28 protein-coding genes and 1 pseudogene are annotated in these 25,062 nt (G+C 40.0%); 14 read left to right on the top strand and 15 right to left on the bottom strand.

What is annotated here, in order from left to right; all coding sequences use genetic code 11:
• Window positions 1–155 precede the first annotated feature (155 nt).
• Window positions 156–1,364 carry an ATP-binding protein gene (locus tag ACX9YW_RS14125; RefSeq protein WP_460347536.1) on the bottom strand — a complete coding sequence of 403 codons (1,209 nt, stop codon included), beginning with the start codon at window positions 1,362–1,364 and terminating at the stop codon, window positions 156–158.
• Window positions 1,365–1,650: 286 nt separating this feature from the next.
• On the opposite strand from ACX9YW_RS14125, the gene ACX9YW_RS14120 reads away from it, so the two are divergent.
• The gene (locus tag ACX9YW_RS14120; RefSeq protein ID WP_460347433.1) at window positions 1,651–2,121 is read left to right on the top strand and encodes a DinB family protein; all 471 of its coding nucleotides are present in this window, start codon (window positions 1,651–1,653) and stop codon (window positions 2,119–2,121) included.
• 129 nt (window positions 2,122–2,250) lie between these two features.
• Here ACX9YW_RS14120 and gltC read toward each other — a convergent pair whose 3' ends face one another.
• Complete coding sequence (gene gltC, locus ACX9YW_RS14115) at window positions 2,251–3,153, bottom strand: glutamate biosynthesis transcriptional regulator GltC (RefSeq protein ID WP_460347431.1); 903 nt, start codon at window positions 3,151–3,153, stop codon at window positions 2,251–2,253.
• Between the two features lie 119 nt (window positions 3,154–3,272).
• Here gltC and ACX9YW_RS14110 point away from each other — a divergent pair, with 119 nt between their 5' ends.
• Together ACX9YW_RS14110 and ACX9YW_RS14105 are read left to right on the top strand one after the other, a co-directional pair.
• Complete coding sequence (locus tag ACX9YW_RS14110) at window positions 3,273–4,526, top strand: cation:dicarboxylate symporter family transporter (RefSeq protein WP_460347429.1); 1,254 nt, start codon at window positions 3,273–3,275, stop codon at window positions 4,524–4,526.
• A gap of 232 nt (window positions 4,527–4,758) precedes the next feature.
• The gene (locus ACX9YW_RS14105) at window positions 4,759–5,142 is read left to right on the top strand and encodes a nuclear transport factor 2 family protein (protein ID WP_460347534.1); all 384 of its coding nucleotides are present in this window, start codon (window positions 4,759–4,761) and stop codon (window positions 5,140–5,142) included.
• Between the two features lie 103 nt (window positions 5,143–5,245).
• Here ACX9YW_RS14105 and ACX9YW_RS14100 read toward each other — a convergent pair whose 3' ends face one another.
• The gene (locus ACX9YW_RS14100) at window positions 5,246–9,547 is read right to left on the bottom strand and encodes a S8 family serine peptidase (RefSeq protein WP_460347427.1); all 4,302 of its coding nucleotides are present in this window, start codon (window positions 9,545–9,547) and stop codon (window positions 5,246–5,248) included.
• A gap of 550 nt (window positions 9,548–10,097) precedes the next feature.
• On the opposite strand from ACX9YW_RS14100, the gene ACX9YW_RS14095 reads away from it, so the two are divergent.
• Together ACX9YW_RS14095 and ACX9YW_RS14090 are read left to right on the top strand one after the other, a co-directional pair.
• Window positions 10,098–10,583, top strand: coding sequence for a sigma-70 family RNA polymerase sigma factor (locus tag ACX9YW_RS14095; protein WP_460347425.1), 486 nt, complete (start codon window positions 10,098–10,100; stop codon window positions 10,581–10,583).
• 165 nt (window positions 10,584–10,748) lie between these two features.
• Window positions 10,749–11,873, top strand: coding sequence for an AbrB family transcriptional regulator (locus ACX9YW_RS14090; protein WP_460347423.1), 1,125 nt, complete (start codon window positions 10,749–10,751; stop codon window positions 11,871–11,873).
• A gap of 31 nt (window positions 11,874–11,904) precedes the next feature.
• Here the strand turns inward: ACX9YW_RS14090 and ACX9YW_RS14085 are convergent, their stop codons facing one another.
• Entirely contained in the window at window positions 11,905–12,663 is a 759-nt protein-coding gene (locus tag ACX9YW_RS14085) for a sensor histidine kinase (protein WP_460347421.1), read from the bottom strand.
• A gap of 14 nt (window positions 12,664–12,677) precedes the next feature.
• The gene (locus tag ACX9YW_RS14080) at window positions 12,678–13,376 is read right to left on the bottom strand and encodes a LytR/AlgR family response regulator transcription factor (RefSeq protein ID WP_460347419.1); all 699 of its coding nucleotides are present in this window, start codon (window positions 13,374–13,376) and stop codon (window positions 12,678–12,680) included.
• Window positions 13,377–13,547: 171 nt separating this feature from the next.
• Here ACX9YW_RS14080 and ACX9YW_RS14075 point away from each other — a divergent pair, with 171 nt between their 5' ends.
• Window positions 13,548–14,300: an ABC transporter ATP-binding protein gene (locus tag ACX9YW_RS14075; protein WP_460347417.1), complete on the top strand. Its 753-nt coding sequence runs from the start codon at window positions 13,548–13,550 to the stop codon at window positions 14,298–14,300.
• The gene (locus ACX9YW_RS14070; protein WP_460347415.1) at window positions 14,290–15,447 is read left to right on the top strand and encodes an ABC transporter permease; all 1,158 of its coding nucleotides are present in this window, start codon (window positions 14,290–14,292) and stop codon (window positions 15,445–15,447) included. The genes ACX9YW_RS14075 and ACX9YW_RS14070 overlap by 11 nt, the downstream gene beginning before the upstream one ends.
• 64 nt (window positions 15,448–15,511) lie before the next feature.
• On the opposite strand, the gene ACX9YW_RS14065 is transcribed toward ACX9YW_RS14070, so the two are convergent.
• Window positions 15,512–16,546, bottom strand: a complete 1,035-nt coding sequence (locus ACX9YW_RS14065; protein ID WP_460347413.1) for a hypothetical protein — start codon at window positions 16,544–16,546, stop codon at window positions 15,512–15,514.
• 53 nt (window positions 16,547–16,599) lie between these two features.
• On the bottom strand, window positions 16,600–17,067 hold the full coding sequence (locus tag ACX9YW_RS14060) for an Hsp20/alpha crystallin family protein (protein ID WP_460347532.1): 468 nt from the start codon (window positions 17,065–17,067) through the stop codon (window positions 16,600–16,602).
• Between the two features lie 203 nt (window positions 17,068–17,270).
• Here ACX9YW_RS14060 and ACX9YW_RS14055 point away from each other — a divergent pair, with 203 nt between their 5' ends.
• From ACX9YW_RS14055 to ACX9YW_RS14035, 5 genes are all read left to right on the top strand, one after another.
• Complete coding sequence (locus ACX9YW_RS14055; RefSeq protein ID WP_460347411.1) at window positions 17,271–17,504, top strand: hypothetical protein; 234 nt, start codon at window positions 17,271–17,273, stop codon at window positions 17,502–17,504.
• Window positions 17,505–17,569: 65 nt separating this feature from the next.
• Window positions 17,570–17,836 (top strand): hypothetical protein, encoded by a 267-nt coding sequence (locus ACX9YW_RS14050; protein ID WP_460347409.1) that lies wholly within the window; start codon window positions 17,570–17,572, stop codon window positions 17,834–17,836.
• A complete protein-coding gene (locus ACX9YW_RS14045) occupies window positions 17,836–18,066 on the top strand; it encodes a hypothetical protein (RefSeq protein WP_460347407.1) in 231 nt (76 codons plus the stop codon). The genes ACX9YW_RS14050 and ACX9YW_RS14045 overlap by 1 nt, the downstream gene beginning before the upstream one ends.
• 85 nt (window positions 18,067–18,151) lie before the next feature.
• Window positions 18,152–18,388: a hypothetical protein gene (locus ACX9YW_RS14040; RefSeq protein ID WP_460347405.1), complete on the top strand. Its 237-nt coding sequence runs from the start codon at window positions 18,152–18,154 to the stop codon at window positions 18,386–18,388.
• Window positions 18,389–18,704: 316 nt separating this feature from the next.
• Complete coding sequence (locus tag ACX9YW_RS14035) at window positions 18,705–19,505, top strand: 5'-nucleotidase, lipoprotein e(P4) family (protein WP_460347403.1); 801 nt, start codon at window positions 18,705–18,707, stop codon at window positions 19,503–19,505.
• 94 nt (window positions 19,506–19,599) lie between these two features.
• Here the strand turns inward: ACX9YW_RS14035 and ACX9YW_RS14030 are convergent, their stop codons facing one another.
• The 7 genes and pseudogenes from ACX9YW_RS14030 to ACX9YW_RS14000 form a co-directional block, all read right to left on the bottom strand.
• The gene (locus tag ACX9YW_RS14030; RefSeq protein ID WP_460347401.1) at window positions 19,600–19,839 is read right to left on the bottom strand and encodes a glutaredoxin family protein; all 240 of its coding nucleotides are present in this window, start codon (window positions 19,837–19,839) and stop codon (window positions 19,600–19,602) included.
• Window positions 19,832–20,161 carry a bacillithiol system redox-active protein YtxJ gene (ytxJ, locus tag ACX9YW_RS14025; protein WP_460347530.1) on the bottom strand — a complete coding sequence of 110 codons (330 nt, stop codon included), beginning with the start codon at window positions 20,159–20,161 and terminating at the stop codon, window positions 19,832–19,834. The genes ACX9YW_RS14030 and ytxJ overlap by 8 nt, the downstream gene beginning before the upstream one ends.
• An 83-nt stretch (window positions 20,162–20,244) precedes the next feature.
• Window positions 20,245–20,571 (bottom strand): annotated as a pseudogene (locus tag ACX9YW_RS14020) (redoxin domain-containing protein); the annotation flags it as partial.
• A 15-nt stretch (window positions 20,572–20,586) separates the two neighbouring features.
• Window positions 20,587–20,754, bottom strand: a complete 168-nt coding sequence (locus ACX9YW_RS14015; RefSeq protein ID WP_460347399.1) for a hypothetical protein — start codon at window positions 20,752–20,754, stop codon at window positions 20,587–20,589.
• Between the two features lie 253 nt (window positions 20,755–21,007).
• Entirely contained in the window at window positions 21,008–21,520 is a 513-nt protein-coding gene (locus tag ACX9YW_RS14010; protein ID WP_460347397.1) for a GrpB family protein, read from the bottom strand.
• A 130-nt stretch (window positions 21,521–21,650) separates the two neighbouring features.
• Entirely contained in the window at window positions 21,651–21,911 is a 261-nt protein-coding gene (locus tag ACX9YW_RS14005) for a 2TM domain-containing protein (protein ID WP_460347395.1), read from the bottom strand.
• A 24-nt stretch (window positions 21,912–21,935) separates the two neighbouring features.
• The gene (locus ACX9YW_RS14000) at window positions 21,936–23,051 is read right to left on the bottom strand and encodes an acyltransferase family protein (protein WP_460347393.1); all 1,116 of its coding nucleotides are present in this window, start codon (window positions 23,049–23,051) and stop codon (window positions 21,936–21,938) included.
• A 230-nt stretch (window positions 23,052–23,281) separates the two neighbouring features.
• Here ACX9YW_RS14000 and ACX9YW_RS13995 point away from each other — a divergent pair, with 230 nt between their 5' ends.
• A complete protein-coding gene (locus ACX9YW_RS13995; RefSeq protein WP_460347391.1) occupies window positions 23,282–23,920 on the top strand; it encodes a response regulator in 639 nt (212 codons plus the stop codon).
• Between the two features lie 84 nt (window positions 23,921–24,004).
• Here the strand turns inward: ACX9YW_RS13995 and ACX9YW_RS13990 are convergent, their stop codons facing one another.
• The gene (locus ACX9YW_RS13990; protein WP_460347528.1) at window positions 24,005–24,346 is read right to left on the bottom strand and encodes a hypothetical protein; all 342 of its coding nucleotides are present in this window, start codon (window positions 24,344–24,346) and stop codon (window positions 24,005–24,007) included.
• Between the two features lie 268 nt (window positions 24,347–24,614).
• Here ACX9YW_RS13990 and ACX9YW_RS13985 point away from each other — a divergent pair, with 268 nt between their 5' ends.
• Window positions 24,615–25,061: a hypothetical protein gene (locus ACX9YW_RS13985; RefSeq protein ID WP_460347389.1), complete on the top strand. Its 447-nt coding sequence runs from the start codon at window positions 24,615–24,617 to the stop codon at window positions 25,059–25,061.
• Window position 25,062 lies beyond the last annotated feature (1 nt).

Genomic DNA, 25,062 nt, shown 5'->3' with positions numbered 1-25,062 from the left:
GTCTTCAGATCCTTTCCATGTTTATATTTACCAATCTTAATGAAAGTAAACACTCAGCCGTCAACAATTTTTACTTTATTTTAATAAAATTTATACGGGAATGAAATGGTACTATTATCCTTAGAATTAGGAGATTGGTGCCTGTCACCAATCTCCTAAATTTTGGGTAAAAGAATAATAAATTCTGTCCCATGATCTTTTTCACTGTGTACTTCGATTTTTCCTTTGAAGGAACGGATGATTTGGAAGCTTACCATCATGCCTAGTCCTGTTCCACTTTCTTTTAAGGAATAGAACGGGGAGCCGAGGCGCTCGATTTGCTTTTGGGTCATGCCAATTCCTTGGTCTTTAATAGTAATTTTAAAATAGCCATCATCAGTGGATGTACATGTAATCGAAACCACTCCACCATCTGGCATAGATTCTATCGCGTTTTTCAAAATATTAATCAATGATTGATTGTATTTTTGTGGATTAGCATAGATCCAACCGTTTTGAAGGATATCCATTCTAATCTCAACATTATGACCCAAGGCATAGCTTTGAATAATATTGGCGACACGCTGCAACTGGAAACCCACTTCCATTCGTTCATCATTGTTGATGGTCGGTTTTCCAAAGGTTAAAAAATCACTAATGATTTCATTGGCGCGATCCAATTCCTCAATGGATAATTGAATATATTCCTTCTTTTTTTCAGGTAAATCTGGTTCGTTTAGTAGCTGTAAAAAGCCACGAGTTACTTGCATCGGATTTCTAATTTCATGCGCAAAGACGCTTGTTAACTCGCCAATCACTCGCAACTTTTCCGAGTTTTGCATTTCTTTGCGAAACAGGTGAATTTCTCGGATTGTTTCATTTAATATCGTGAATAAACATGTAACGATGACAGCAAATAGCAAATGAATCATTTGTACTTCAATATACTCGATTGAAAAGCCGCGAACAATCCCAAAAATAGTAATTCCAATCACACAGTAGTAAAAGGAAAGAGCCGTCGCCATTTTAACCCTTTTATCTTTTTTCGCTCTTGTAAATGATTTTTGAAAACACAAGATAACAGGCAATGTAAACAGTAAGACAAGAACCGTATTATAAAAACCAATATCCAAGCCTACATGAAGTCGATAAAGGATAATAAGGGCAGATAGGAAAATGCCTGGCCACACCCCGCCGTATAATGTACCAAATAATAATGGGATCACTCTTAACTCTAATCGGGCATTATCTCCAAAACTCACCGGAAAAGACATGCAAAATAAAATCAATAACCCCCACATGATCGACATGATTACTTTCCTCTTTCGATCACTCTTTACCCTCTCGGTAATAAAGGTAAAATATATAAAAATGGGTATAACCATAATCGTTATTTGCAACAAAAAATCCTTAACAACACTCATCATATTTACCTTTCATACATTGATATAATTTCAATACTCTCTATTAATTACAATTATCGTAAAAACTTAGGGATTTGTCGAATCATTTTGGTGCAATTTTGGTGCCTGTCACCAATCTCCTATTAATTTCCATACATACGAATTAGACTGCGGTGAATGATGGTGCTCGGCGCGCTTATTTATTAGACTTTTTTCAGAAGATTTCTTATATTTAATGTTGGATGCAATTATTGAGGAGGGGAATGCAATGAGTGAGTTAGTTAAAAAGCAATTTGCTGCAGCTAGACGTATGTTGTTTGAAACGTTAGAAGGGGTTTCACCTGAGGTGTTCGATACGATTCCTGAGGGATTTAATAACAGTATCCATTGGCAGGTAGGTCATATTTTAAGCTCAACGGAATTCTTTCTTTTTACAGGTAAAGGGATACTTCCGGAAAATTACAACAACCTCTTTGGCTATGGCTCAAAGCCAGCTCATTGGACAGGTGATATTCCATCCGTAGAAAGCCTTTTAGCTGAGTTAAAAGAGCAACTTGTACGAATTAATGGTATTCCTAATGAAACATTTCATGAAAAATTACCAAGCCCGGTTCTTGGGATTGACTCCGTAGGAGAATTGGCTGCAATGGGAGCTCTTCATGAATGTATGCATTTAGGTCAAATTCAATCCCTAAAGCGTCTTATTGAAGCTACTCAAACTCAAACTCAAGCAAAATAACCAATAACCGCCAATGCCTAACAAGGTATTAGGCGGTTATTTTTATCATCATGCCCGCCTCCCCGGAATTCCTCTAGAATGTCTTAAGCACTTCCACAAACAAAAGGAGACTTTAAGACCGCTTCTAAACTATATCCATAATATTTTATTTCGATAATAATCTAGTACAAATTGATAAAACAATTTTTCTGAAGGTGAAAGCTGACGATGTTTCGGTGTGAGGATTCCAACCGATCGCTTCACTTCAGGATTACTGATTCTAATTTTTACTGTTCCCACTGGCAAATTTTCGTGGACCGTAGTTTCGGGTAAAAGGGTTATCCCCATCCCTGCAGAAACTAACCCTTTTATCGTGTCTAAATCTTCCCCTTCATAAGGAATAAATGGACGGAAACCCGTTTGGCGGCAAGCATCTACTATGATTTCTCGCAAAACAAAACCTTCCGGAAACAACACAAAGGACTCCTTTTGTAACTGATATAATGAGATACTTCCTTCATTCGCTAATGAGTGTGTGAAGGGTAAAAGGGCATAAAACTGTTCAAAATAAAGAATATCCGCCTGTAAATCCGGATCGTTTTCGGGTACGGGTCCGATAAAGGCAATGTCAATTTCGCGATTTTTGATTCCTTCTGTAAGAAATACTTTCGAACCTTGCCGAAGATAAAACTTTACCTCGGGAAAGTTTTGTTTAAAGTTTGAAATAATAGTTGGTAAAATGCCGCTGGCTATACTGGACGGAAAACCAATACGAATCGTCCCGTGTTCTGGGTCAATATATTCCTCAATGACCCTTTTGGCATTGTCTATCGCTTGGACAGCAAGCTCAGCTTGATCTGCGAATAATTTCCCAATAGTGGTTAATTTGACATTTCTCCCCTCTCTCTCAAACAATTCGACACCCAATTCTTTCTCCAATAGACGTATTTGCCGGCTTAACGCTGATTGAGCCACATGGAGTGTTACTGCAGCTTTTGTAAAATGTTCAACCTTGGCAACCTCGATAAAGTATTTTAATTGTCTGATTTCCACTTGATATCTTTCCCATCTCAAATTGATATGATTTTAATCTAAATTATATATTGTTTGTATAGGTAAAGAAATACTAGAATAATTTTTATCGTGTAAAATAATCGGGGGAGTTGACATATATGAAACGAATTGGACTAGCTTGGCAAATTTTATTCGGATTGGTTCTCGGTATTGTCATAGGTGGGATTTTCTATGGAAATCCTCATATAACTGAGTACTTAAAGCCATTAGGAGATATATTTATTCGCCTGATCAAAATGATCGTCATTCCAATTGTTATTTCCAGCTTGATTGTGGGAGTTGCTGGGGCAGGCGATATGAAGTCTCTAGGAAGACTTGGCGGTAAAACAATTCTTTATTTTGAAATAATAACTACAATTGCGATTGCGGTTGGATTGTTAGTGGCAAACCTCTTTCATCCTGGATCAGGTGTAGACCGTTCACAGCTTACCAAATCAGATATCAATTCATACCTTCAAACAACAGAAAAAACAGAATCACATTCAATGATTGATACCTTTGTTAATATCGTTCCTACGAACATCATCAAGTCTTTAGCCGAAGGAGACATGCTTGCCATCATCTTCTTCTCTGTCATGTTTGGCCTTGGAGTAGCCGCTATCGGTGAAAAAGGAAAACCGGTCATTGATTTCTTCAAAGGCACGGCTGACGCCATGTTTTTTGTAACGAATCAAATTATGAAATTGGCCCCAATTGGTGTATTTGCCTTAATTGGTGTAACCGTTTCGACATTCGGGTTATCTTCGTTAATCCCACTAGGCAAATTAGTTCTAGTTGTTTATGGAGCGATGATTTTCTTCGTTATTGTCGTACTGGGCATTACGGCAAAACTTGTGGGCTACAATATTTTTAATCTGATAAAATATTTAAAAGACGAATTAATACTAGGATATTCTACGGCGAGCTCAGAAACCGTACTTCCAAAAATCATGGAGAAAATGGAAAAATTGGGTTGTCCAAAGACCATTACATCCTTTGTTATTCCAACTGGCTATTCCTTTAACCTGGATGGTTCTACTCTTTACCAGGCGATTGCTGCGATTTTTATTGCGCAAATGTACGGGATTGACTTAAGTATCGGCCAACAGATTACATTGATGCTTGTCTTAATGGTTACGTCAAAAGGCATTGCCGGCGTTCCTGGTGTTTCCTTTGTCGTGCTTCTGGCCACACTTGGAAGCGTTGGAATTCCACTTGAAGGACTTGCCTTCATTGCCGGAATTGACCGCATCCTTGATATGGCGCGCACCGCCGTTAACATTGTAGGAAATTCACTAGCAGCCCTTGTTATCACAAAATGGGAAAGCAAAAGCAAACACTCCGGAGAAACACTCGAAGAAAAAATCGCATAAAGATTTAATGGTGCCTGTCACCAATCTCCTATTAATTACCAGGAGTTGAACCAAAAAGAGGCGGTCGATTTTGACCGCCTCTTTTTGGTGACAGGCACCATCCTCCTAAAAATACCCAAAAAGCAAGCATAGGGATATTACAACGAGTGGCGGTATGCGGTATAATACTTTTAATTTCTTTATGATTCCTAGATATGAAAGGATGGTTTTTGTGGATAATAATCAGAATGAGATGAACGCAGAGTCACTTTCACTAAAGGATAAAGCAGTTTCGTTTTTGAACCTGGTAGCATACGGAAAGGTTCGTGAAGCCTATCAGAAGTATGTTGGTCCGGAATTTCGTCATCACAATCCGTATTTTGCCGGTGATGGAGAAACGCTAATGCTGGCAATGGATGAGAACGCGGCTAATAACCCCAGCAAAATCTTTGATGTCAAGCGAGCCATCGCAGAGGGGGATTTCGTTTGGGTTCACTCCCATGTGAAACAAAATCAAGACCATCTTGGAGCCGCATTAGTACATATTTTCCGTTTCGAACATGACCGCATCGTCGAATTATGGGATATTGGGATGCCGGTACCAGAAAACTCTCCGAACGAAAATGGAGTGTTTTAACAGATTGGTAATTTTTAGGTAGTTAGTGACAGGCACCGTTATGGTCAACTAGAAAAGGGAAGGTGGCATGCCAGTTGCATGACGCCTTCCCTTACGTTGGTTATTATTTGTTGTTGCCTTTGCCTTTGCCTTTGACGTTGATGTAGAGTTTTCCGTCGGCTACTTTTCTGGATTCGTTTCCGTAGGAGTCGACTGCTTTTACTTCAACCACAGCTCCATCAGCTTCGGTTTTATTATCTGCAGTGTAGGTTCCGACATATTTCCCTGATGAAACTTCGGTCATTTTGATTTCGGTTGCACTCGCAATTTGTGAGGACCCATTTGCAACTGGCATCTGAATGACGAAAGAGGCAGCTAGACCAGGCTCACTTGTAAATTCAATTTTCACCGTATCTTTGTTCTTTAAAGTTACATCTTTTGCAGGATTTAAGTTTGTAATGACTGGTGCCGTGAACTTTACATCAAGTGATACGAATTGTTCCACGGAGTTTCCAGCTTTGTCTTTCGCGACGACTCTGATTTTGTTTACCCCTTCATCAAGGAGAATTCGAGCAGAATACTTTCCGTTTTCCACTTTCGCGGTTGTTCCGTTAACTGTTACTACATCCAAATAATGATCTTCTACTGTTCCAGTCACGGTAACGGTTTCTTTATTAAACTTACTACCATTCGTTGGTGTTGCAACCGATAAGACTGGTGCCTGATCGTCAAACGTAACTTTGACCGGGGCAGAGGCATCGGTTATTCCTTTAACCGTTGATGCTTTAGCGGTTAAAATATTTTCCCCATCTGCAAGATTGACATCTACAGCATAGGAGCCATCCGCATTGGCCGCAACAGTTGCTACTTCGTTCCCAGCATTATAAATATGAACCGTTGTCGTTGGTGCCGCATGCCCTTCCACTTTTACCGTACGGGCATTCGTGAAAACACCATCTACTGGCGATTTGATCGTTGGAGCCGTTACTTCATAATCGACGACCGCACGAATCATATAATTACCCTCGGCTTCTGGTGATGGGGACCAACTACCACCGACTAGTTGCCAGCTTCTTAACGCCTTGGCACCATTTTCATCTGTTGCCAAACCAGGTGAGGCTGTATTAATTCCCGCTTGGATATAAACGAGATAGAAATCTCCCTCAACAACAATGCCGTGGCTGCTTAGATCGACATGTGTCCATTGACCATTTCGGAGAGCGGTCGCATCAAATGGACCTGCTAGCTTTTTACCTGGTGCCCCGTCAACTCCCGACGCATCATAGACAGCTACTTTAAAGGCCGTGCCACCTGGAACTGGCCATTCTGAAGTCCAGAAACGGAATAAACCACCTGATACTAAAGCCTTGTCATGTCCTTTTGCTAATGACATTTTGACAGCCCAACCATTTCCTGCATCGTAGAACGCGCGAGCATTTTCAGCTGTGCCATCGTCATAGCCGATTTCACTTGGATAGCCAATGAACGGTTTAATGACAAAGTTATGCTCGACATTTCCTTGTAAAAACACTGTTGCCTCTTGACTATAGAAAGATGGAGCAATCACTTTTAATGTGTACTCCCCTTCATAGGCAGTTAACGAATATCTTCCTGCTTCATCGGTTTGAACCGGTGCGACGGCTGCATCTTCAACTAGGTAGACAGTTGCTCCTGCAACAGGCTGGCCGGTTGCTCCGTTCGTAACAGTACCAGTTAAGGTTCCTTGTGCTAATTCTTGGAGAGTAAAGTTTGCTGTCGTGACACCATCAACACCAATATGGACCGTTTGCGTCTGAGTTTGATATCCGTATGCTTCAGCGATAACCGTGAAATTACCTGAAGCATGAGTCAACTCAAAGCTTCCGTTTGCAGGGTTTGTTTTTACTGAACGGCCAGATTCTAGCACCGTTACCTGCGCCTGCATTGGTAAAGCAGAAGGAGCGACGGCTTCCATGTTTGCAGCTATGGATGGATTTCCCAACATTGGTTGAATCTTGTCTGGGTCAACCGCTTCCTTCCCATCCACACTTGTCGAAGAGTCAATTGAATCCAATCCTAGCTCTGCGACTTGTGATAATTGTAATGGTGAATCTGTCAAACGAACATCGTCAATAAACCAGCCTTCTCTTGCTACGCTGCCATCTGTTGTAAGATTAAAAGCAACATAAATTCGTTGACCAGCATATTCACTTAAATTCACTTCTCCATTGATCCAGCCATTTGATAGATCATTGACTCGTAGCTTTTGCGTCCAATTGACGCCATTGGTTGATACAAAAACATGACCAAAATCATAGTTTCTTTCTAAGTTGTACCATTGCTTAAATTGTAAATAGCTATTTCCTTCCGGTAAATCAATTGGCGGCAGTTGTAAATTCATATTGGCACGGTTTTTGTAAGTACCCGCAAGAGTAGTGCCATAGACTTTTTCACCAGAGAATGCTGCACGTGGTCCATTTGTTGGCACACCCCACTCCCAAGTATTCTCAGCACCGTAAGAAGTCCAGCCTTCTGGTTTTGATTCAAAGTTTTCAAAATAGCCAACAGTGATTCCAGGTAAAACCGTCACGGAATAGTCGTTAACCGTTTGATTTCCACCAAAATCGACTGCTTTCCATTTGTAGACGAACGCATTACCAGAAATGGCTTCTCCAGGGATATTTACTTGATATGTTCCATTTTTATAATCGCCGCTTGTACGAACGGCTGGAACCGTTACCCAAGATCCATCCTCTAATTGATATTCGACTTCAACATTTGTTACACTAATATTGTCGGCAGCTGAAGCCTGTAAAGTTAGTGGCATTCCTGCAAAAACCGTGGCAGGTTGGGAATGGCCTAACACTGGTGCTTCACTGTCGGTTCCTTCTCTTGTCACTTGACCTTTCAGCTTTCCTAATCCAGAAATAACAGATGAAACTGCATCATAAACATTCAATAGACCTGCTCCATATCCATTATTCGGGGAAGTAGGATAGGTATTGTCTGTTAACGGAATCGCCGTATTTAGTAAAATTTGCTCCAAATCATCCACCGATAAACTCGCATTAGCTTGGAGTAGTAAGGCGACTGCTGCCGAGACATGCGGTCCCGCCATCGATGTTCCGTTCCAACCACCCTCATAACCACCACTTGGTACCGATGAACGAATATTGACACCCGGCGCGGTTAGCTCAGGCTTGATTTCGCCATATGGAGATGGTCCTAGTAAGGAAAAGCTTCCAAGCTTATTATTGATATCTGTTGCTCCTGTAGCGACTGACTCTGGATAGTTCGCTGGGTTCGCAACAGAACCAGGTCCTCCCGGATTCGATAATGTAGTATTTCCAGCAGAGAACTCTGGGAAAATTTCCGCCGCTCTCCATGCTTGAACCATTGGACGATACCACTCATCAAGTCCTGGTCCGCCTCCCCATGAGTTATTCACGACATCCGGAGCCAAATTAGGATCACCATTTGGAGAGATAATCCAATCCCCTGCTTCAAGTAGGTCTTGGTCCGTTCCTCCTGAAGCCGTAAAGGCTTTAACCGCAATCCATTTTGCCCCTGGTGCAACCCCGATTACATTCGAACCATTAGGTTCAGAACCGACCATTGTCCCAGTAACGTGAGTACCATGTCCTTGATCATCATAAGGTGTCGTTTGCCCGCGAACCGCATCAAACCAGTTTCCTTGATTGGAAATCTGACCTGTTGCTGAATCAAAACCACGGTATTTTTCTTTTAATGCCGGATGATCCCATTTAACACCGGTATCAATCGAGGCAACGGTAATTCCACTTCCGTCAATCCCCATTTCCCAAACTGCCGGTGCGCCAACACGCTCAATATTCCACTCGATGGCATTCGTGTTTGCCGCTGGTTCCTGAACGGCTACAGCAGATTGTTCTGGAACAAACAATTGTCTTGTTTCGTTTGGTAAAATTTTCTCAACCTCAGGGAAAGAGGCTACCTTCTCCATTACCTCTTTCGTAGCTGTTACTGCCATCGCATTCACAACAAAATAGGTATGAATATCCTTGGCATTGCCTTTTTGCTCTTGTTCCTCTAAAAAACCAAGCACCTCAAATTGTGTTTCTTGCGCTGTCGCTTTTAACTCAGATACGACAGACGAGCGTTTCATTGATTTTGTTTTGGCAGGTGTAGCCTTTTGTAAGCTGGCTTTTTCCTCTGCCTTTTTAGCGACAGCAGCCGTATCGACCTGCTCCTTCATTTTAATCAAAAAGGTAACTTTTTCTTGATTATCAAATTGATTGTAAAGTCGATGATTTACTTTTTGCTTGGCAGTCTGTAGCGCATCCTTGGCGGAAACACTAACTCCATTTGTTGTTTGTGCGGTAACATTCATTTGGGGTTGGAACATCATTGGTAGAACTAGTGAAGTAGTAAGTAAAACTGACATCCATTTGCGTTTCATTCGTTTCATCCGCTTACCTCCTAAGTATTTTTCTTAAACCCTCTTAATCTGCAATCCTCCTTCCTACGCAACTCTATGTAAGGCATAGGTGCTAATTTAAAAATAGACCTTTTAAGCTACTGTTTGTGTCGAATAAGGTCGTGTATATCTGAATTTTCAAAAATTGATATCTTGGTCCTTATTGGGAAAATTGGTAAATTAGTCCAATTGGAAGTAGACAATCCGTTTTCAAAACCCAAACCAAAACTTTCTCCCTACACCCCCACCTTATTTTTTTGGGGGTCAATCCCTACTTTTTAAAAAATGACTCCAACGACCTAGTTTAAAACTTTTAAAACCAGATTTTAGGAGAATGGTGACAGGCACCAATCTACTAATATTTGTCTAAAAAAGTGGAAAACGCCTTCAAATTTAAAATTTTAAGCCACTTTCCCACGATTTTCCCTGGAAAAGTGGCTTAAATTTGGATTGGCATGATTCGATAAAAGGCAGGTCTTTCGGTACGGTATAGGTACCCGGGAATACATGGAAGAGCGCGCTTTCCGAAAGGACTATACCAATGGAAAGCTTTGAGGCGTTAAAAGTTCAATATGAAAGGATGATCCATAGTATTATTCGTTCCTTACACATTTACAAAAATATCGATGAATATTTCCAAATTGGATTAATCGGCTTATGGCAGGCAAGCGAAAATTTCGACGAAAAGAAAGGTTGTTTCTCCAGCTTTGCCTACACGATGATTAAGGGGAAAATCCTTACAGCCCTGCAAAAAAACAAACTATTTGAAGAACGAAATGTTTATGTTCAGGATGAAGTATTAGAATCAATCGCCGACAACAATTGCACGGATCCGAATCTTGAAACTCTATTAAACTCATATTGTACCAACCTCACGGAAAAAGAGAAAAAGTGGTTTCTATATACCACGGTGTACCGATACAAGATGAAAGAAATTGCTGAAAAAGAGAAGGTTTCCGTCTCAGCCGTCAAAGGGTGGCGTGCGGGGGCAAGGGAGAAAATCGCAAGAAAAATGCTAGTACGATAGTAAGGGAGAATAGGTAGTGGCTCAGGGGTACAAATTGGAGAACTAAACCATTTATGATGGCCGATGATAAAAAGATTTTATAGGTGAAAAAATTTAAAACATCGTTATCGCATTAAAATTTATAATATAATCAAAAGAAAAATGGTAAAAAAAGAAGGTTTGGTTATGAAAAATTGGCGCCTCCCAACGGGCAATAAACAGATTCAGTTCTTAGGCACCCTTGTCATTGCCATAGCAGGCGGATTTTTGTTTCACATTATTGGCCTCCCAATCCCTTGGCTATTGGGGTCAATGACGGCTATTTTAGTTGCTTCCCGATTTCCTTTCATTGACTTTTTATTCTGGCCAAAATGGGTTCGAGATATTGGATTAATTATCGTAGGTTATTCGATTGGTTTGTCCTTTACCCGTGGCTCGCTATTACAAATGGTTACCTATCTGCCATCGATGTTTTTGTTTATATTCTTTAGCCTTTTGATTGGAGCGGGTATGGCTTTTTTCATATATAAGCTATCAGGAGTGGATTTTCCTACTTTATTAACCGGCAGTATTCCGGGAGGACTTTCTCAAATTATCACGTTTGCGGAAGAGACGAAAGAGATTGATATTACCACTGTCACTTTCTTTCAGGTTACGAGAATGCTGATGATCGTTTTCTCTGTACCACTAATCATCTTCTCGCCATTTTTCTACAATGGGGATATGCCTGAAGTTAGTGAAAAGCTCCTAAAAACGATACCAACAGAAGAGTTTTCTGTTCCTTTGCTGGGTCTATTTTTATTCTCGTCCTATCTGTTTGCTAGAACTGGAAAAAAAATAAAACTACCTACTGCCTATTTGTTAGGGCCGATGATCGGGATAGCCATTATAAATATATCAGGGATAACGGGACCACAGCTTCCATCTTCCTTACTGATTATTTCTCAATTAATGATCGGCGGCTATATTGGGCTATTATTGAAACCGGAAAAACTAGAACACAAGTCAAAAATCATCACATTTGCGATTTTAAACGCTTTGGTTATGGTCATAGCCTCTTTTGGATTAAGCTTTTTACTCGTCAAATTCCACCACTTTTCTCCGGTGACAGCATTTTTATGCTTAGCACCCGGAGGAATGGACCAACTGAGTATGATAGCCCATGAAACCACAGCCGACCTTTCCATCGTTTCCAGCTTTCAATTATTCAGAGTATTTTTCATCTACTTCGCCATCCCACCCCTATTAAAATGGCTACTAAAATGGCGAGCACAAAAGAAACAAAACCAGCTAGCCGATAAAGTCATTTGACAGCATTTAGGTGATTGGTGCCTGTCACCAATCACCTAAATGCTGGAAATTTAATCTTTATATCAAATTCTTCATTTTTATGTATGAAGTCTAGGTGGCCGTGGTGTTGTTGGATGAGGTCTTGGATGATTTTGGTTCCTAGTCCTTGGTGTGTGCCGCCTTTGGTTGTTTGTCCATGGGTGTGGAATAGTTTGTCTAGAATGGGAGCTGGGATTGGTAGGCTGTTGTTTTTACAGCGCAAAATGTACAAGCCGCTTCTTTTGTAACACTCTAAGGTCACGGTAGCTCCCTTCCCTCTTTGCTCCTGCCATTCCTCACAAGCATCTAAACTATTAGAAAGCAGGTTTCCTATTAATGCAACGATTTTCTGGTCCGACAAAGGTAAACTAGAAATCGGCAAATCTAAATCATAGATTACTTCAACTCCGGCTTTTTTCCCGCGAAGATAGGCTTGATGTAACACGCCGGCAACGACTCCGCTTTCCCCTTTAATCGAGAGATTGGTTTCCTCATAGCTTTCCACTAATTGGTCTAGGTAGTTTTTCGCATCACGATCCTGATTGTTTTCCAACATAAAATGAATCGCTGAAATATGTTTAAGAAAATCGTGGCGCTCACTGCGGACAATCCGGAATGATTCATTCATCTGATTTAACTGTTCTTCATAATTCACAATCAGCTTGTTGGATTCCACTAGTCTTTTCTTTAATCGAAGTCTTTCTAGCCAAAAAAACAGGTGAAAGAACCCAAGCAGGCCAATTCCGAACCAATATAGATGTAATAGCTTCAATTTCATTCACCCTTTTAAAAATAATACTCCTGCAGAAAGTCGACCTTCTCTTTGGTTATCATCGCTGTCTCCTCTATTCCCTCAAAGGAAACAACATAGGAGTTTTTGGCATAGAGGGAAAAGTTTTTTACATAATGAATGTTAATAATAAACGAACGATGAGAACGTAAGAAATCCCGCTCGCGCAGCTCTCCTTCTAGCTCGTTTAACGTTTGATAGGTTTTAATTGGTCCTGTCTTCGTGTAAATCGTTGTCGAGCGGCCGGATCGTTCGATAAAGACGATATCCTTCTTTTGTACAATATGAATATCATTTTTCTGCTTTAAATAAAGTCGACCGGCAATTTCAGTCGCATTCGACTTCGCCATCAGCCTCTCAATACTTTTTAGCAATCGCTCTTTCGGGTAAGGCTTCATGATATAATCATGAACGTTTAGCTCGAAAGCATGCACCGCATAGCCGCTATTCCCAGTGACAAAAATGACGGCGATATTTAAGGCATGCGAATGAATAATATCAGCCAGTTCATAGCCGGACAGGTTCGGCATTTCGATATCGGCAATCAGTAAGTCGACCGATTTCTTTTTAATATATTCATAGGCCTCCTCGGCATTTTGCGTCGAAAAGACAATTTCCACATTCGGAATACTGGCGACAATGCCATTTAATTTATCTAAGTCGATATATCGATCATCGACAAGTCCTACTTTCATCGTTTCAACCTCATTTTACTAATGAATGGGATATTGGCTTTATTTTACCATTAAAAGTAGGAAAAGGTCATTTTCGCGACATCAAATGGACGATTCACGACATAACTGCTGATTCATTACGGATTTGTTTGTAAGATAAAAACAAGAAATCAACCAAACGAGGTGGAAGCCATGATTGAAATTCATGAGGTAACGAAAAAGTTCCAGGATAAAAAAGTGTATGTCACTGCTCTTAAGCATGTGAGCTTCACTATTAAGAAAGGCGAGGTCGTTGGACTTCTTGGGGAAAATGGTGCTGGTAAAACAACTTTGCTGCGCACGATTGCCACTCTTTTAACCCCAACAGATGGAAATGTTTCGGTAGCAGGCTATGATACTGTGAAAAATTCAGACGAGGTCAAAAAGAAAATCGGTGTTTTGTTTGGCGGTGAAACAGGGTTGTACGACCGGCTTACCGCTCGCGAGAATTTGGAGTATTTTGCGATGCTCTACGGTTTAAGCAAGCATGAAACAAAAGTACGGATTGATGAATTAGCGAAAATGTTTGGAATGAAAGATTACTTGAATCGTAAAGTTGGCGGTTTTTCCAAAGGGATGCGTCAAAAGGTGGCCATCGCGCGCACGCTTATTCATAATCCAGAGATCATTCTCTTTGATGAGCCAACGACAGGATTGGATATCACTTCTTCGAACGTGTTCCGCCAGCTGGTTCACCAGCTGAAGCGCGAGGGTAAAACGATTATTTTCTCGAGCCATATTATGGAGGAAGTGACTATGCTTTGTGACACGGTCGCGATGATGCATAAAGGGGAGCTTGTTCATCATGGGTCACTCGAGGCGCTTTATAAGGAAGAGGGCAACCGCGATTTGAATTATATTTTTATGAGTAAATTAGTAAGGGGGAACCACCACTATGCTTCGTAATATTTATAAAAAAGAAATGAAAGACAGTTTCCGCGATCGCCGGACTTTATTATTGACGGTGTTATTACCGATTATTATGATGACAGGTCTCGTACTTTTTTATGAAAAACTCGTCTCGGATGGTACAGACGAAGTGTTAAAGCTTGCCGTTAGTGAAGATTTCAGCTCTGCGGATGAATCGTTATTCACAGGGATGGACAATATTGAACTGGTGAAGTCAGCTAACCCTGAAGCCACGTTGGAAGAAGGCGATGCTCAAGCAGCCCTATTGTTAAGCGCAGATTTTATGGAAAACGTTCAAAGGGGTAAAGATGCGAAGGTAACGCTTATTGGGGATTCCTTTAGCCAAAAATCCTCGCAACTTATGACTCTTGTATCTATGGCGTTTGAAAACTATGAATTTGCGATTGTTTCGGACCGCTTGAAGGGCGAAGGTGTTTCGGAAAGCCTTGTCCAGCCTTTTGTCATTGAGCAAAAAGAGTTGACAGAAGAAAATGATGGTATCAATTTAATAGCGATGCTAATTCCAATGATTTTAGCTTTAGCGATTGGGATTGGTGCTGGTCCTTCTGCTGCTGATTTATTCGCTGGCGAAAAAGAAAAGAAAACGATGGAAGCCCTATTAATGACACCAGTGAATCGGATGACGCTACTATTTGCGAAATGGTTAACCATCGCATCAATTGGCGCCATTACCGGTATCATTACCCTGGCTGTTGTGGCACTTGAGATAAATCTTTTCACCGAAAACCTGAAAGCGGCAGTTTCGTTTGGGGATAATGTTTACTTTATCATTGGTGCAGCCATCTTAATTTCAATTGTTTATGCGATGTTTACCGCGGCATTGCTGATGATTACAAGTATTATGGGTAAAACCATCAAAGAATCACAGAGCTACAGCACACCAGTCTTGATGATTGCGATGTTCCCAGTGATGATCATGTCAGGAATCGGAGTCAACGAACTAAGCTTCCAGCACTTTGCGATCCCCGTCATGAACACTTTTGCCATCCTAAAAGAACTTAGCTTTGGCATCATCAACTACCAACATCTAGGAATCGTATTAGCTAGCAACCTAACATTCATCCTCATCGCCTTCATCGCAGGAAGAATCATGTTCCTAAAAGATAAATGGGTAATGAACTAAAAAGATAGATCGGTGTCTGCCACCAATCTCCTAAATATTAGGAGGTTGGTGACAGGCACCTTTTTCAATCCTCAATTTTAATGTCAACAAAGGTTAGTTCGTCTTCGGGAGGAACGGAATATGATTGGGTCGGTGTATCCGCGATTTTATCGGGATTTTGCTGCGGTTTGTTTGGGGCAGATGGGTCATTTTGAGTGTGATCGTTTTTGATTCGTTCCATTTCCGTCTTCATTTTTTCAAGTTCTGCTTTTGCTTGGGAAGTCATTTTCTTTGGAACGGTTCCATAGGTTGCGCCAATATTAAGAGCGCCGCTCAAATCTTTGATCCCAAGTTGGGCAAAGTTGTTATTTTGTTCATATTTCTCTAAATAGAGCTTTTCAATAAAGACATTTCCATGATCGGCTCCTTTAAGGGGCAATGACTCTTTCGATTGAATGATAGATTCATCTGTTTGTTTCACTGATTCCACCGGGCCATTCTTTACCTTCATTAACGCTTCACACTTTTCGATTAGGTCATCAAGTCGTTTGAGGAGATGGGCTTGTACCTCATTCACTAAAAGGTAATTTGCTTCCAGAGCACTAACTCTTAGATTGATTTGGGAGAGCAATACTTCTTGTGCAGATTCATCGGGATAGGAACTGCTTGCTAGACCATAATTCATTTGTTCCATTTCAATTTGTAATCTGGATAGGTCACTCTCCAACGCTTTTATTTTTTCCTCATGTGTTCTTTCTTTCCTTATTAAGTTTGCCATTCTTTCTTCATTCGATTTTTCACTTTGTATAAAAGCAGCCATTTTTTCAGTAAGTACCGATTCAATCATAGCTCGTATTTCTGGCTCCCCTAGTCTCTTTTCATCCTTTGGTGTTGGAACGTATTTGGGCTCGTGTCGTCCAGCTATACGATCTGTCCTCAACGGTTCTTTTTTCACTTCATTTTTAACGATGGAACTTCGGTACTGTTTTTCAAATTCCATTAAACTTTTGATTTGCACCTCAAGGGCATTGATTCTTAATATCTGTTTTTCAAACTCATTCATGTTTGTAATATTGTTTTCCTTCGACCCCTTTTGATTGAATTTCCCTTTAAATATCATACTAATCCCCACACTATTTATGATTTACTAGATTGATTTGGCCGACATCCTAACTAATCAATTGGCACATGCTCTTCCCGTTTAAATTGTCTTTTATAAAAAACGAACAATAGACCATTCGTGAATTTCGCCTGAATTTCATTGGGAAACGTTGGTTCAGGAAGCTGGATAATTCGTTCAAAAGCCCCTAGATATCTTTCCTGTTGCACCCGCTCTCCTGTGATAACTTGATTATTGTTTCCTTTGATTAATAGCTTTGTCCCAGAAACGGACAAGCTAATATCCTCTTTCATATAGCCTGCTAAATCCGATACCAAAAGGATTTCGTCATCGGTTACATAAATATCTGTTGGTGGAAATTTCTTTTCCTGCTTAAAATTTGGTTGAGGCGCACCTGCCTCCCCAAAGTCCATATTACTTTTCATAAATTCGTCAAAGGAGGTTTGTTGGAATATCTCACTCCAGAAATTGGACGTTTGATACTTTTTGGCTAACTCCATCCACTGTAATATCTTATTCATATCCACGATAGATCCTCCCCTGCGGTCTAACCTCTTGCCTATACATATCTCAATCGACACCCATGTCTATACTTCATCTTATTTAATATTTGTATATTTCATTCCTTAGAAATGGCATGGGGACTAGTAGAAACATAATTATGATCGTGATTGCATATCTTTAAATACATTGGGTGAAGACAAATGAAAGGATGGAGACTGATTTGTACTTTTTACCAACCAAAATAGATATCAAAGGTATTAAAATTAATAATGTTGACCATCTTGGCTCGGTTTCACTAAGTTCTACTATTAAACAGAACCGCAATGTTGCCGGGAAGAAAAACCAAGGGTTTGGTCAACAGATGGCAGATGGCTGTCTTAAAATCTTTACCATCTCCTCGGTCAATGACAATGAATCGGTTGATTCCTATTTCCAAAAGCGAAATCATCTATAATTTTTTCACAGGAGTGTTGGAATGACTAAATTGCCCCAATATTAACGAAAAATAGGAGGATTTCAATGACTGGTCCAGCACCTTACATCAACATTAATATCAATATCATTAAGGTAAATTCCTTTGAAAATGCTTCAGCTATCAACGTTGGACAAAACCTGTTGGCTGAATGGCATAATTCGGATAAAAAGAATATGGGTCTAGGGCAAAATATGGGAGATGGCAGCAATTTTTTGGGCACGAGAAGCTTTGTGGATGATCGAGACCAGCTTGATTCTAATTCATCGTTTGAATCAGCTAATCTTCCGAATCCATTAGGGGTGATGCCATAATGTTTGCACCTGTTACGCTCAATATTTTAGGCATAAAAATCAATGCCATCGATCATGGCGCGGTCCTAAATGCAGGACCAAGCTATCACCTAGACCAGTTTATTTCCTATAAGAGAAATCAAGGAATTGGCGAACAAAATGGAGACCTTTCCCCTACGGTCCTTTCCCTATCAACTGTTTGGGATATGGATTTGATTGACGCACCATCAATGAAATCCAGTTTCATTTAACAGCGATGACCCGTCCCTTTGTCTATGGATGCTTTCTTTCGTCTTTTTGTCGAAAAAAGCTTTATGAAAAGAGAGGAGTGTTAGCATGGTTTTTATCTCTCCCACGGTGATTAATGTTTTAGGTTTTAAAATTAATGCCGTTGACAACGGGGCCGTGGCAAACATGGGCTCACTTCAATTAGTGGATCAATTTATTAGCTACAAACGAAATCAGGCATTCGGTGAACTAAACGGAGACCTTTCCCCCACCTACTTCCCAACCTCGGCCATCTTTGACCCAGACGGAAGTGACAGCAACAGCATTAAAAACAGCGTAATATAACCCTATATCCACTCACCGAATAGGAATGAAAATAAAGATAAAGATAAAGCATTGGAAACTCCAATGCTTTTTCATTTGGACTTCATTTAGAATTTTGTTTTGCTTCCTTTGGATTTTTTTAGGAGATTGGTGACAGGCACCATTTAGGGATTTTTTAGGAGGTTGGTGACAGGCACCAAATTGCTCCACTCTTTCCTATGCTTCGCGCAGAGCGTGGATCATTTTCCCCCATTTTATTCCTGAGACAATGTGGGTGCAAGTATTAGTCCTTTTTTCACATACTAACTACAACTAGTGTTTAAAGGGGGATATTGGGATGAAAAAATTATGGTTCTCTACAGTCATTTTCGTTATTATGCTTAGTTTTAACACAAGGATAGTCATGGGGGCTCCTGCAGAGGAATTAATGAGAGAGCAAAACACCATGTCGGTCCTATGGTTTCACACCTCGGCTGAAGCGAAAGCTTTATATTACCAAGGTTATAATATTGGAAAAATGAGGCTCGATGAAATTCTCGCGAAAAAGCCAAATAGCAATAAGAAGTTGGCGATTATTCTTGATTTAGACGAAACTGTTCTCGATAACAGTCCCTATTTTGCTCATGTCATTTCCAATCAACAAGGGAAAGGAACGCTGGATGAGTTCTATCAATGGTTTAATCTAGGTAAGGCTAAAGCACTTCCAGGTGCGGTGGAGTTCTTGAATTATGCAGATTCTAAAAGCGTTGAGATTTTTTATATTTCCAATCGCTATACGGACCAAATTAATGCCACCATTCAAAACTTAAGGGCGATCGGGGCCCCACAAGCCAATCCGCAACATGTATTACTGCTGGATCGCGGTGAAAAAGGGAAAGAAAAACGTAGACAGGCCATCGCCCAGACGCATGAAGTCGTTTTGCTATTCGGTGATAATATAGGGGATTTTAAAGATTTCAGGGGAACACCAGCTGAAAGAGTTCGCATAGCCGATCAATTAAAGGACGAATTCGGAAAAAAATTCATCGTCTTCCCGAACCCGATGTACGGCGATTGGGAATCATCCATCTATCAATACAACCATAATCTACCACTAGAAGAACTAATAAAACTCCGCAAAAAAGCTCTAACAGACTAAATAAGATTACAAATGATGATAAATCGAAAAAAACAACTGTCCGCCTATGGCGGACAGTTGTCCTTTTATGGTGACAGGCACCGTTATGGTAAACTTACTTTACTAATTCCAAAAGCTTGTTTAGTTCACTTGGATTGAATCCTTTTACTGCTTGGTCGCCTACTGCTGTGACGGGGATTCCCATGAAACCGAATTTTTCGACTTCTTCTTGGTGGGCAGGGTCTGCGAGTAAGTCTCTTACCTCGTAGGCGATTCCTTCTGAGGTAAGCATTTCTTTAACCATAGTGCATTCTTTACAGCCAGGTGCTGAATAGACAATAACTTGTTTACTCATTGGTGAGTGCCTCCTTGATAGAAGACTGTGTGATTTTCCAATGGGTAGTGTGCCATTTCACTTCTCCGTTTTCTAATAGAAAAATCTGCGGAGATTCATGCTTAATGTCAAACTTTTCCGCAATATGATTTGAAACTGGACGATCTTCAATGACATGAACAATCGCAGCAGAAGTGTCTGAGTCCTTCATAAATGCCTGAAATTCTTCATGGGCCTTCGCGCTGATTGGACAAGTCGTGCTGTGTTTAAAAAGTAATGATTTTCCCGGTTGTTGAACAAATTGGTTTAACTCCTCAATAGAGTGCAATTGTTTAATAGACATCATCTATCTCTCCTTTGTTGAATTAGATGTAAAGCATTTATTGATATAACCAATATTTAGGAGATTGGTGACAGGCACCATTCCTATTTTAGTTTACTATATTCTTTCTTAATATCTTCAACGGTTCTGTCGAATTGCTCGCCCCAGTGGTCGTTTACTTCCTTAAAGATGACGTTTCCTTTCGAGTCGATCATTCCGTATCCTCTATTGGCTACGTCCCCATTTTTCATACCGAACTTATCAATTAATTCTAATTTAGGATCGGAAATGAAGGAGAGACTTTTGCCAAAATACTTCTCCAATTCGCTATACAATTGGAGTTGTTCTTCTGGAGTATCCTTGCTAATAATATACATTTCCACATCTAGATCTTTCAGTTTATCAAGATTTTCATGCAACTGAACCAGTTGCTGTTGGCAGAGACCTCAGGTATAAGTTGTGATAAAAAAGAATACCGTAGGCTTCTCCTGCGGGAAAGAGACTTCATTTCCGTTTTGGTCCAATAAGGTTAAAGGCTCGCTTAATGTCTTTTGTCCACATGCCGCTAAAACGAAAATAGCTACAAGGAACAAGACAAGAATCCTTGGCTTCATACTTTGCTCCTAACTATATTGAATTGTGCTTTTCCCTATAATTGTAGTGCAATCTAATTCATCAATCAAATAATGCGCCTTGAATTTTTTCTTACCTTTGCGAGCGTAGAAAAGAAATTTCCCCTTCATGTGGAGCAATAACGGAAGGTCTATCTGCCAAAAATCCTCGTATCCCTAATAAAAGGAATACACTTGGAAAAATTTATGATATTGGTGACAGGCACCAAAATAATAACCACACTAAAAACTAAAACTAATGTTGATACCAATCCAGGGCTTTTTTTTCTAGGTCTTTTGCTAGTTGTTCTTTGCCGGTTATGTATGATTCAATGTTGTAGGGATATTGTTGGGCAAGTTTTTCTTTTAGTTCGCCGTATTTCTGTTTTGCCTCTGGATGGTTTTGCAGGTAATCTCTAAAAGCTAGGTGTCTTTTTATTTCTCCGCTTCCTAGTTGATATATATGAATATGATGTGTTCGATTGTCCACGCCTTTTTGGAAATATCTTCGCCCAGTTATTCCGTTCTCCCCTTTAGGTACATATCCGATTTCTTCCATCTCTTTATTGAATTGATCAACAATGTTAATATCTTTGACAACAGGCATGATATCGATAATTGGTTTGGCCATTAACCCCGGAACAGAGGTACTTCCAATGTGATATATATCGACCATTTCACTTTTTAAAATTTGTTTCAGTTTCGCTGCTTCCTCAGCAAACATGATTGCCCATTTTTCATTATACGGACACACCTGAACCCTTCTCAAAATACCCTCTCCCTATTCCAGTTTATTCCACAATCCTATTACTATTACTGTCTATTATAATAAGTGGTCATCCTTAAACAAAATAAAAACGTCACCCACTCCGGATGACGTTTTAATCATTACTATAGTATCAATTATCTTTGTCCATTAGCTCTTTTATTTTTTTCTCTTCCCAGTCTGAGCCGATTCCAAGCGTGAGACCATGGATGATAACGAGTAACCCCCATCCTGTAGCCGGATAGAGGAACCACCAGTTACCCGGATCCCCCATTATGTTTATCACCAAAAGCATGGCTATAACAATAAGGTAAATAAAGAAGTGGAGATAGAACCTCTTCAATTTTCTAACTTTTCGTTTTGCGTTTAGATATTTAGCGTTATTATTTTCCATCTATAATTCCTCCTATGAACGATCCTACAAAACTTTTTTTGTAAAAGGGATAAGTCTAATGAAATAGCTGATGACAAAGGTTATTGGCACGACAATCAATCCGACAAGGGCAAACTTCAATAATGGATATAACGTCACATCTTTTAACCAGAACGACACATACGTTGCAGTTAAGGCATGCAAGATGTAGACGGTATAGGCTTGTGACGACAACCACTTGGAGAAGTCTGTTGCTGTATTACTTCTCTCTCGATACCAGACTAGTAGGCAGTAGGAAATGCCCAGCCCAAGAACTGGGTCAATCATGGAATAGATGAGCGATTGCCAAGTAAGCCCTCCGTTGAATGCGGAGATATTCCCTTCAAGTGCTCCCCCCAATACCATCACAACGGGAACTAAAAAGATTAAACCAATGGATGCCATCAACCACTTCTTTGCATCAGCAACTTTTAGCTCGTTTAACCACTTGCAGCGATAGGCGACGATTCCCCCTATAAATAAGCCAATGTAAGCTGGAAAATAACCGAGCTTTAATGATAAAACTGTTACATCTAAAGGAAGAACAAGGCGGATCAGAAAATTGGCCAACCAAACCACGATGACGTAGGTAAAAATTAATTTCCCCTTAAATGCTATTACCTTCTTTGAACCTTGACGTGCCAGCTTTCGATAGATGACATAACCGATCGAAAAGATTAGTAGCGCCTCGACAAACCATAATGGCCCTATATGAACATGAATGAGATAATAAAACGGATTGGAAAATACTTCTTTTTCTACATATTGATAAAAATGACCCGAATAATCCGTTGCAACGTACATAATAAGGGGCATAACAACGACCGTAAAGAAAATAAGCGGGATGCCAAATCTGATTAGACGCTGCTTGATAAAGTCGCCTCCCCCTCTACGGTCATAAGACATTGGTGTGAAATAACCTGATATGAAAAAGAAAAGTCCCATAAAAAATGATTGATTAACGGCAGTAAACATCGATAATAAAATGTTGGCGAGGTCGGCGTCCTGGCGTTCATTATAAAACCAATCACCACTTCCTCCATACGCAATGGCTAGATGATGTAATATGACAAGTACCGTACACAATACTTTTATCCGATCTAAATAAGCAACTCTGTTCAATTTTGGTTCCACCCTTCAAGTGTTTTGTTACTTTTATCATAGTGAATAAATGAACCTTTATCACCGAAAGGCATGACAAAACGACCGCAAAATCGATTGCGGTAACGTTGCGGTGTTATTTCGGAGTATGCAGTTTACCGAATCCCACGATAATACCCGTGTAGAAGTTTGATAGATATGTTATATTTTGGGAAGATATTTAAAAAATTGAAAAGCAAGGAGAGTTAGCCATGGCACATATTTTACTAGTGGATGATCATCAAACCTTTCTCGCGGGGACGAAGATGATTTTAGAAAAGCATCATTATACGGTTACGACAGCATCCCATCCGTTAGAAGCATTGGAATTACAAAAAACAACATCCTATGATTTGTATTTATTTGATTTAAAGCTGCCAGAAATGAACGGCTTTGAACTAAGCGGGCAAACTCTCCAGCTTAATCCAAATGCACGCATTGTCATTTTAACAGGCGAGGATATTCTAGAGCACTTTGACCGGCTAGTGAATTTAGGTGTGTATGGCATCCTGGAAAAGTCGATTTCGGAGCAGGAACTAGTGATGAGTCTTGAGTTAGTCAAGCATGATAAGATGGTACTGCCGTTACATCTGGTGAGACAGCTTCGGTCGAAACAATCCTATGAATCTGATTCTTCTAAATCTATCGATACTCCATTGAAGGACAATGAAATGGAGATTCTTAGACTTGTAGCACAAGGCTTGAAAAATAAAGACATTGCCCACCAGCTTTTTATGAGCCAACGGAATGTCGAATATATCCTATCCCATTTATTTAACAAATTAAAAGTAGCCTCTAGGCAAGAGGCTGTGTTAAAGGCGATTGAGTTGAATGTTTTAAAGGTTGACTAAGGATTGGACAACTCAATCAAGCCCTCAATTTGATTCTTACCGGCCACATTTTTAGCATAAAAAAATCTATGATACCTGCCTTTATTAATAAGAATTGCTCTTAATAAGCTTTAATAAAAACTGCATTTCCTTGGAAACTTTCTCTTTGTTAAAGCCGATATTTAACGTATCAAAGATAAGTCCATTTATATGTGATAATAAAAACGTGGCCAGTTCCTCCGTATTTACATGTGGCTCGATGTCGCCGCTATTTTTAGCGGCATCTAATAAGCCCGTTAAAAGTTTTTGACTTACGTGATACCTGCTATGAAGCCTTTCTCTCCTGCTTGAATCTCTCCAACTGGATATCGAGTATTCATAAATGACTGGGATGAATCCACTATTTGCATGTTGGATAACTTGTTCTTGCATCGCAAAAAAACTCACGATCAAATACCCTTCCTTACTTGTAAAATAATCGTACATTTTCCCTCTGCTAATTCCAGCTGTCTCAATATTAATTATTTTTGTTAGATATAGAGACGGTTCCCTTACTTCTTTTTTAAAAGAGAAGCAGAGCCGTCCAAAGTTTGGTAATAAACAGCATTTTTTTCTATTTTTTAGTAACATATACTTTACTTTATGTATAGTTTATATTACATTATGTTTAACAACATTGACATTCTGTTAAAACAACCATACAAGGAGGTTAACGATGACTTATCAAGAAAAGAAAAGTATTTTAACGTTGTTCAGTACGATTCTCATTTTTGGGTTTTATTGTTTGTATATGTACCCGCAGTACCCCGGCGGTGAGATCGAGGCGGCTGAGTCCTTTCGTTACTGGGGTTCGTTCGTCCTCATCTTGACTTTGGTCTCCATCATCGCACACATCATCATCAGTATTGTATTTAACATTATCTTTCGAATTACTACTAGGGAAAAGGAACCGCGTTTTGCCGATGAACTGGATAAATTAATTGACTTAAAAGCGTTCCGAAATGCCTTTTTGGTGTTTATCATCGGCTTTCTACTGGCAATGGGATCGCTGATTATCTATCTGCCTATTGGGGTCATGTTCATGATCCTGATCGCTTCAGGATTTATTTCCGATCTGACAGGATCCGCTACAAGGCTTTACCACTATCGGAAAGGAGTCTAAT

This window comes from Pseudoneobacillus rhizolycopersici, assembly GCF_054786815.1.
Note: the sequence above shows the minus strand (reverse complement) of the source record. Positions and strands in the feature narration are given on the sequence as shown.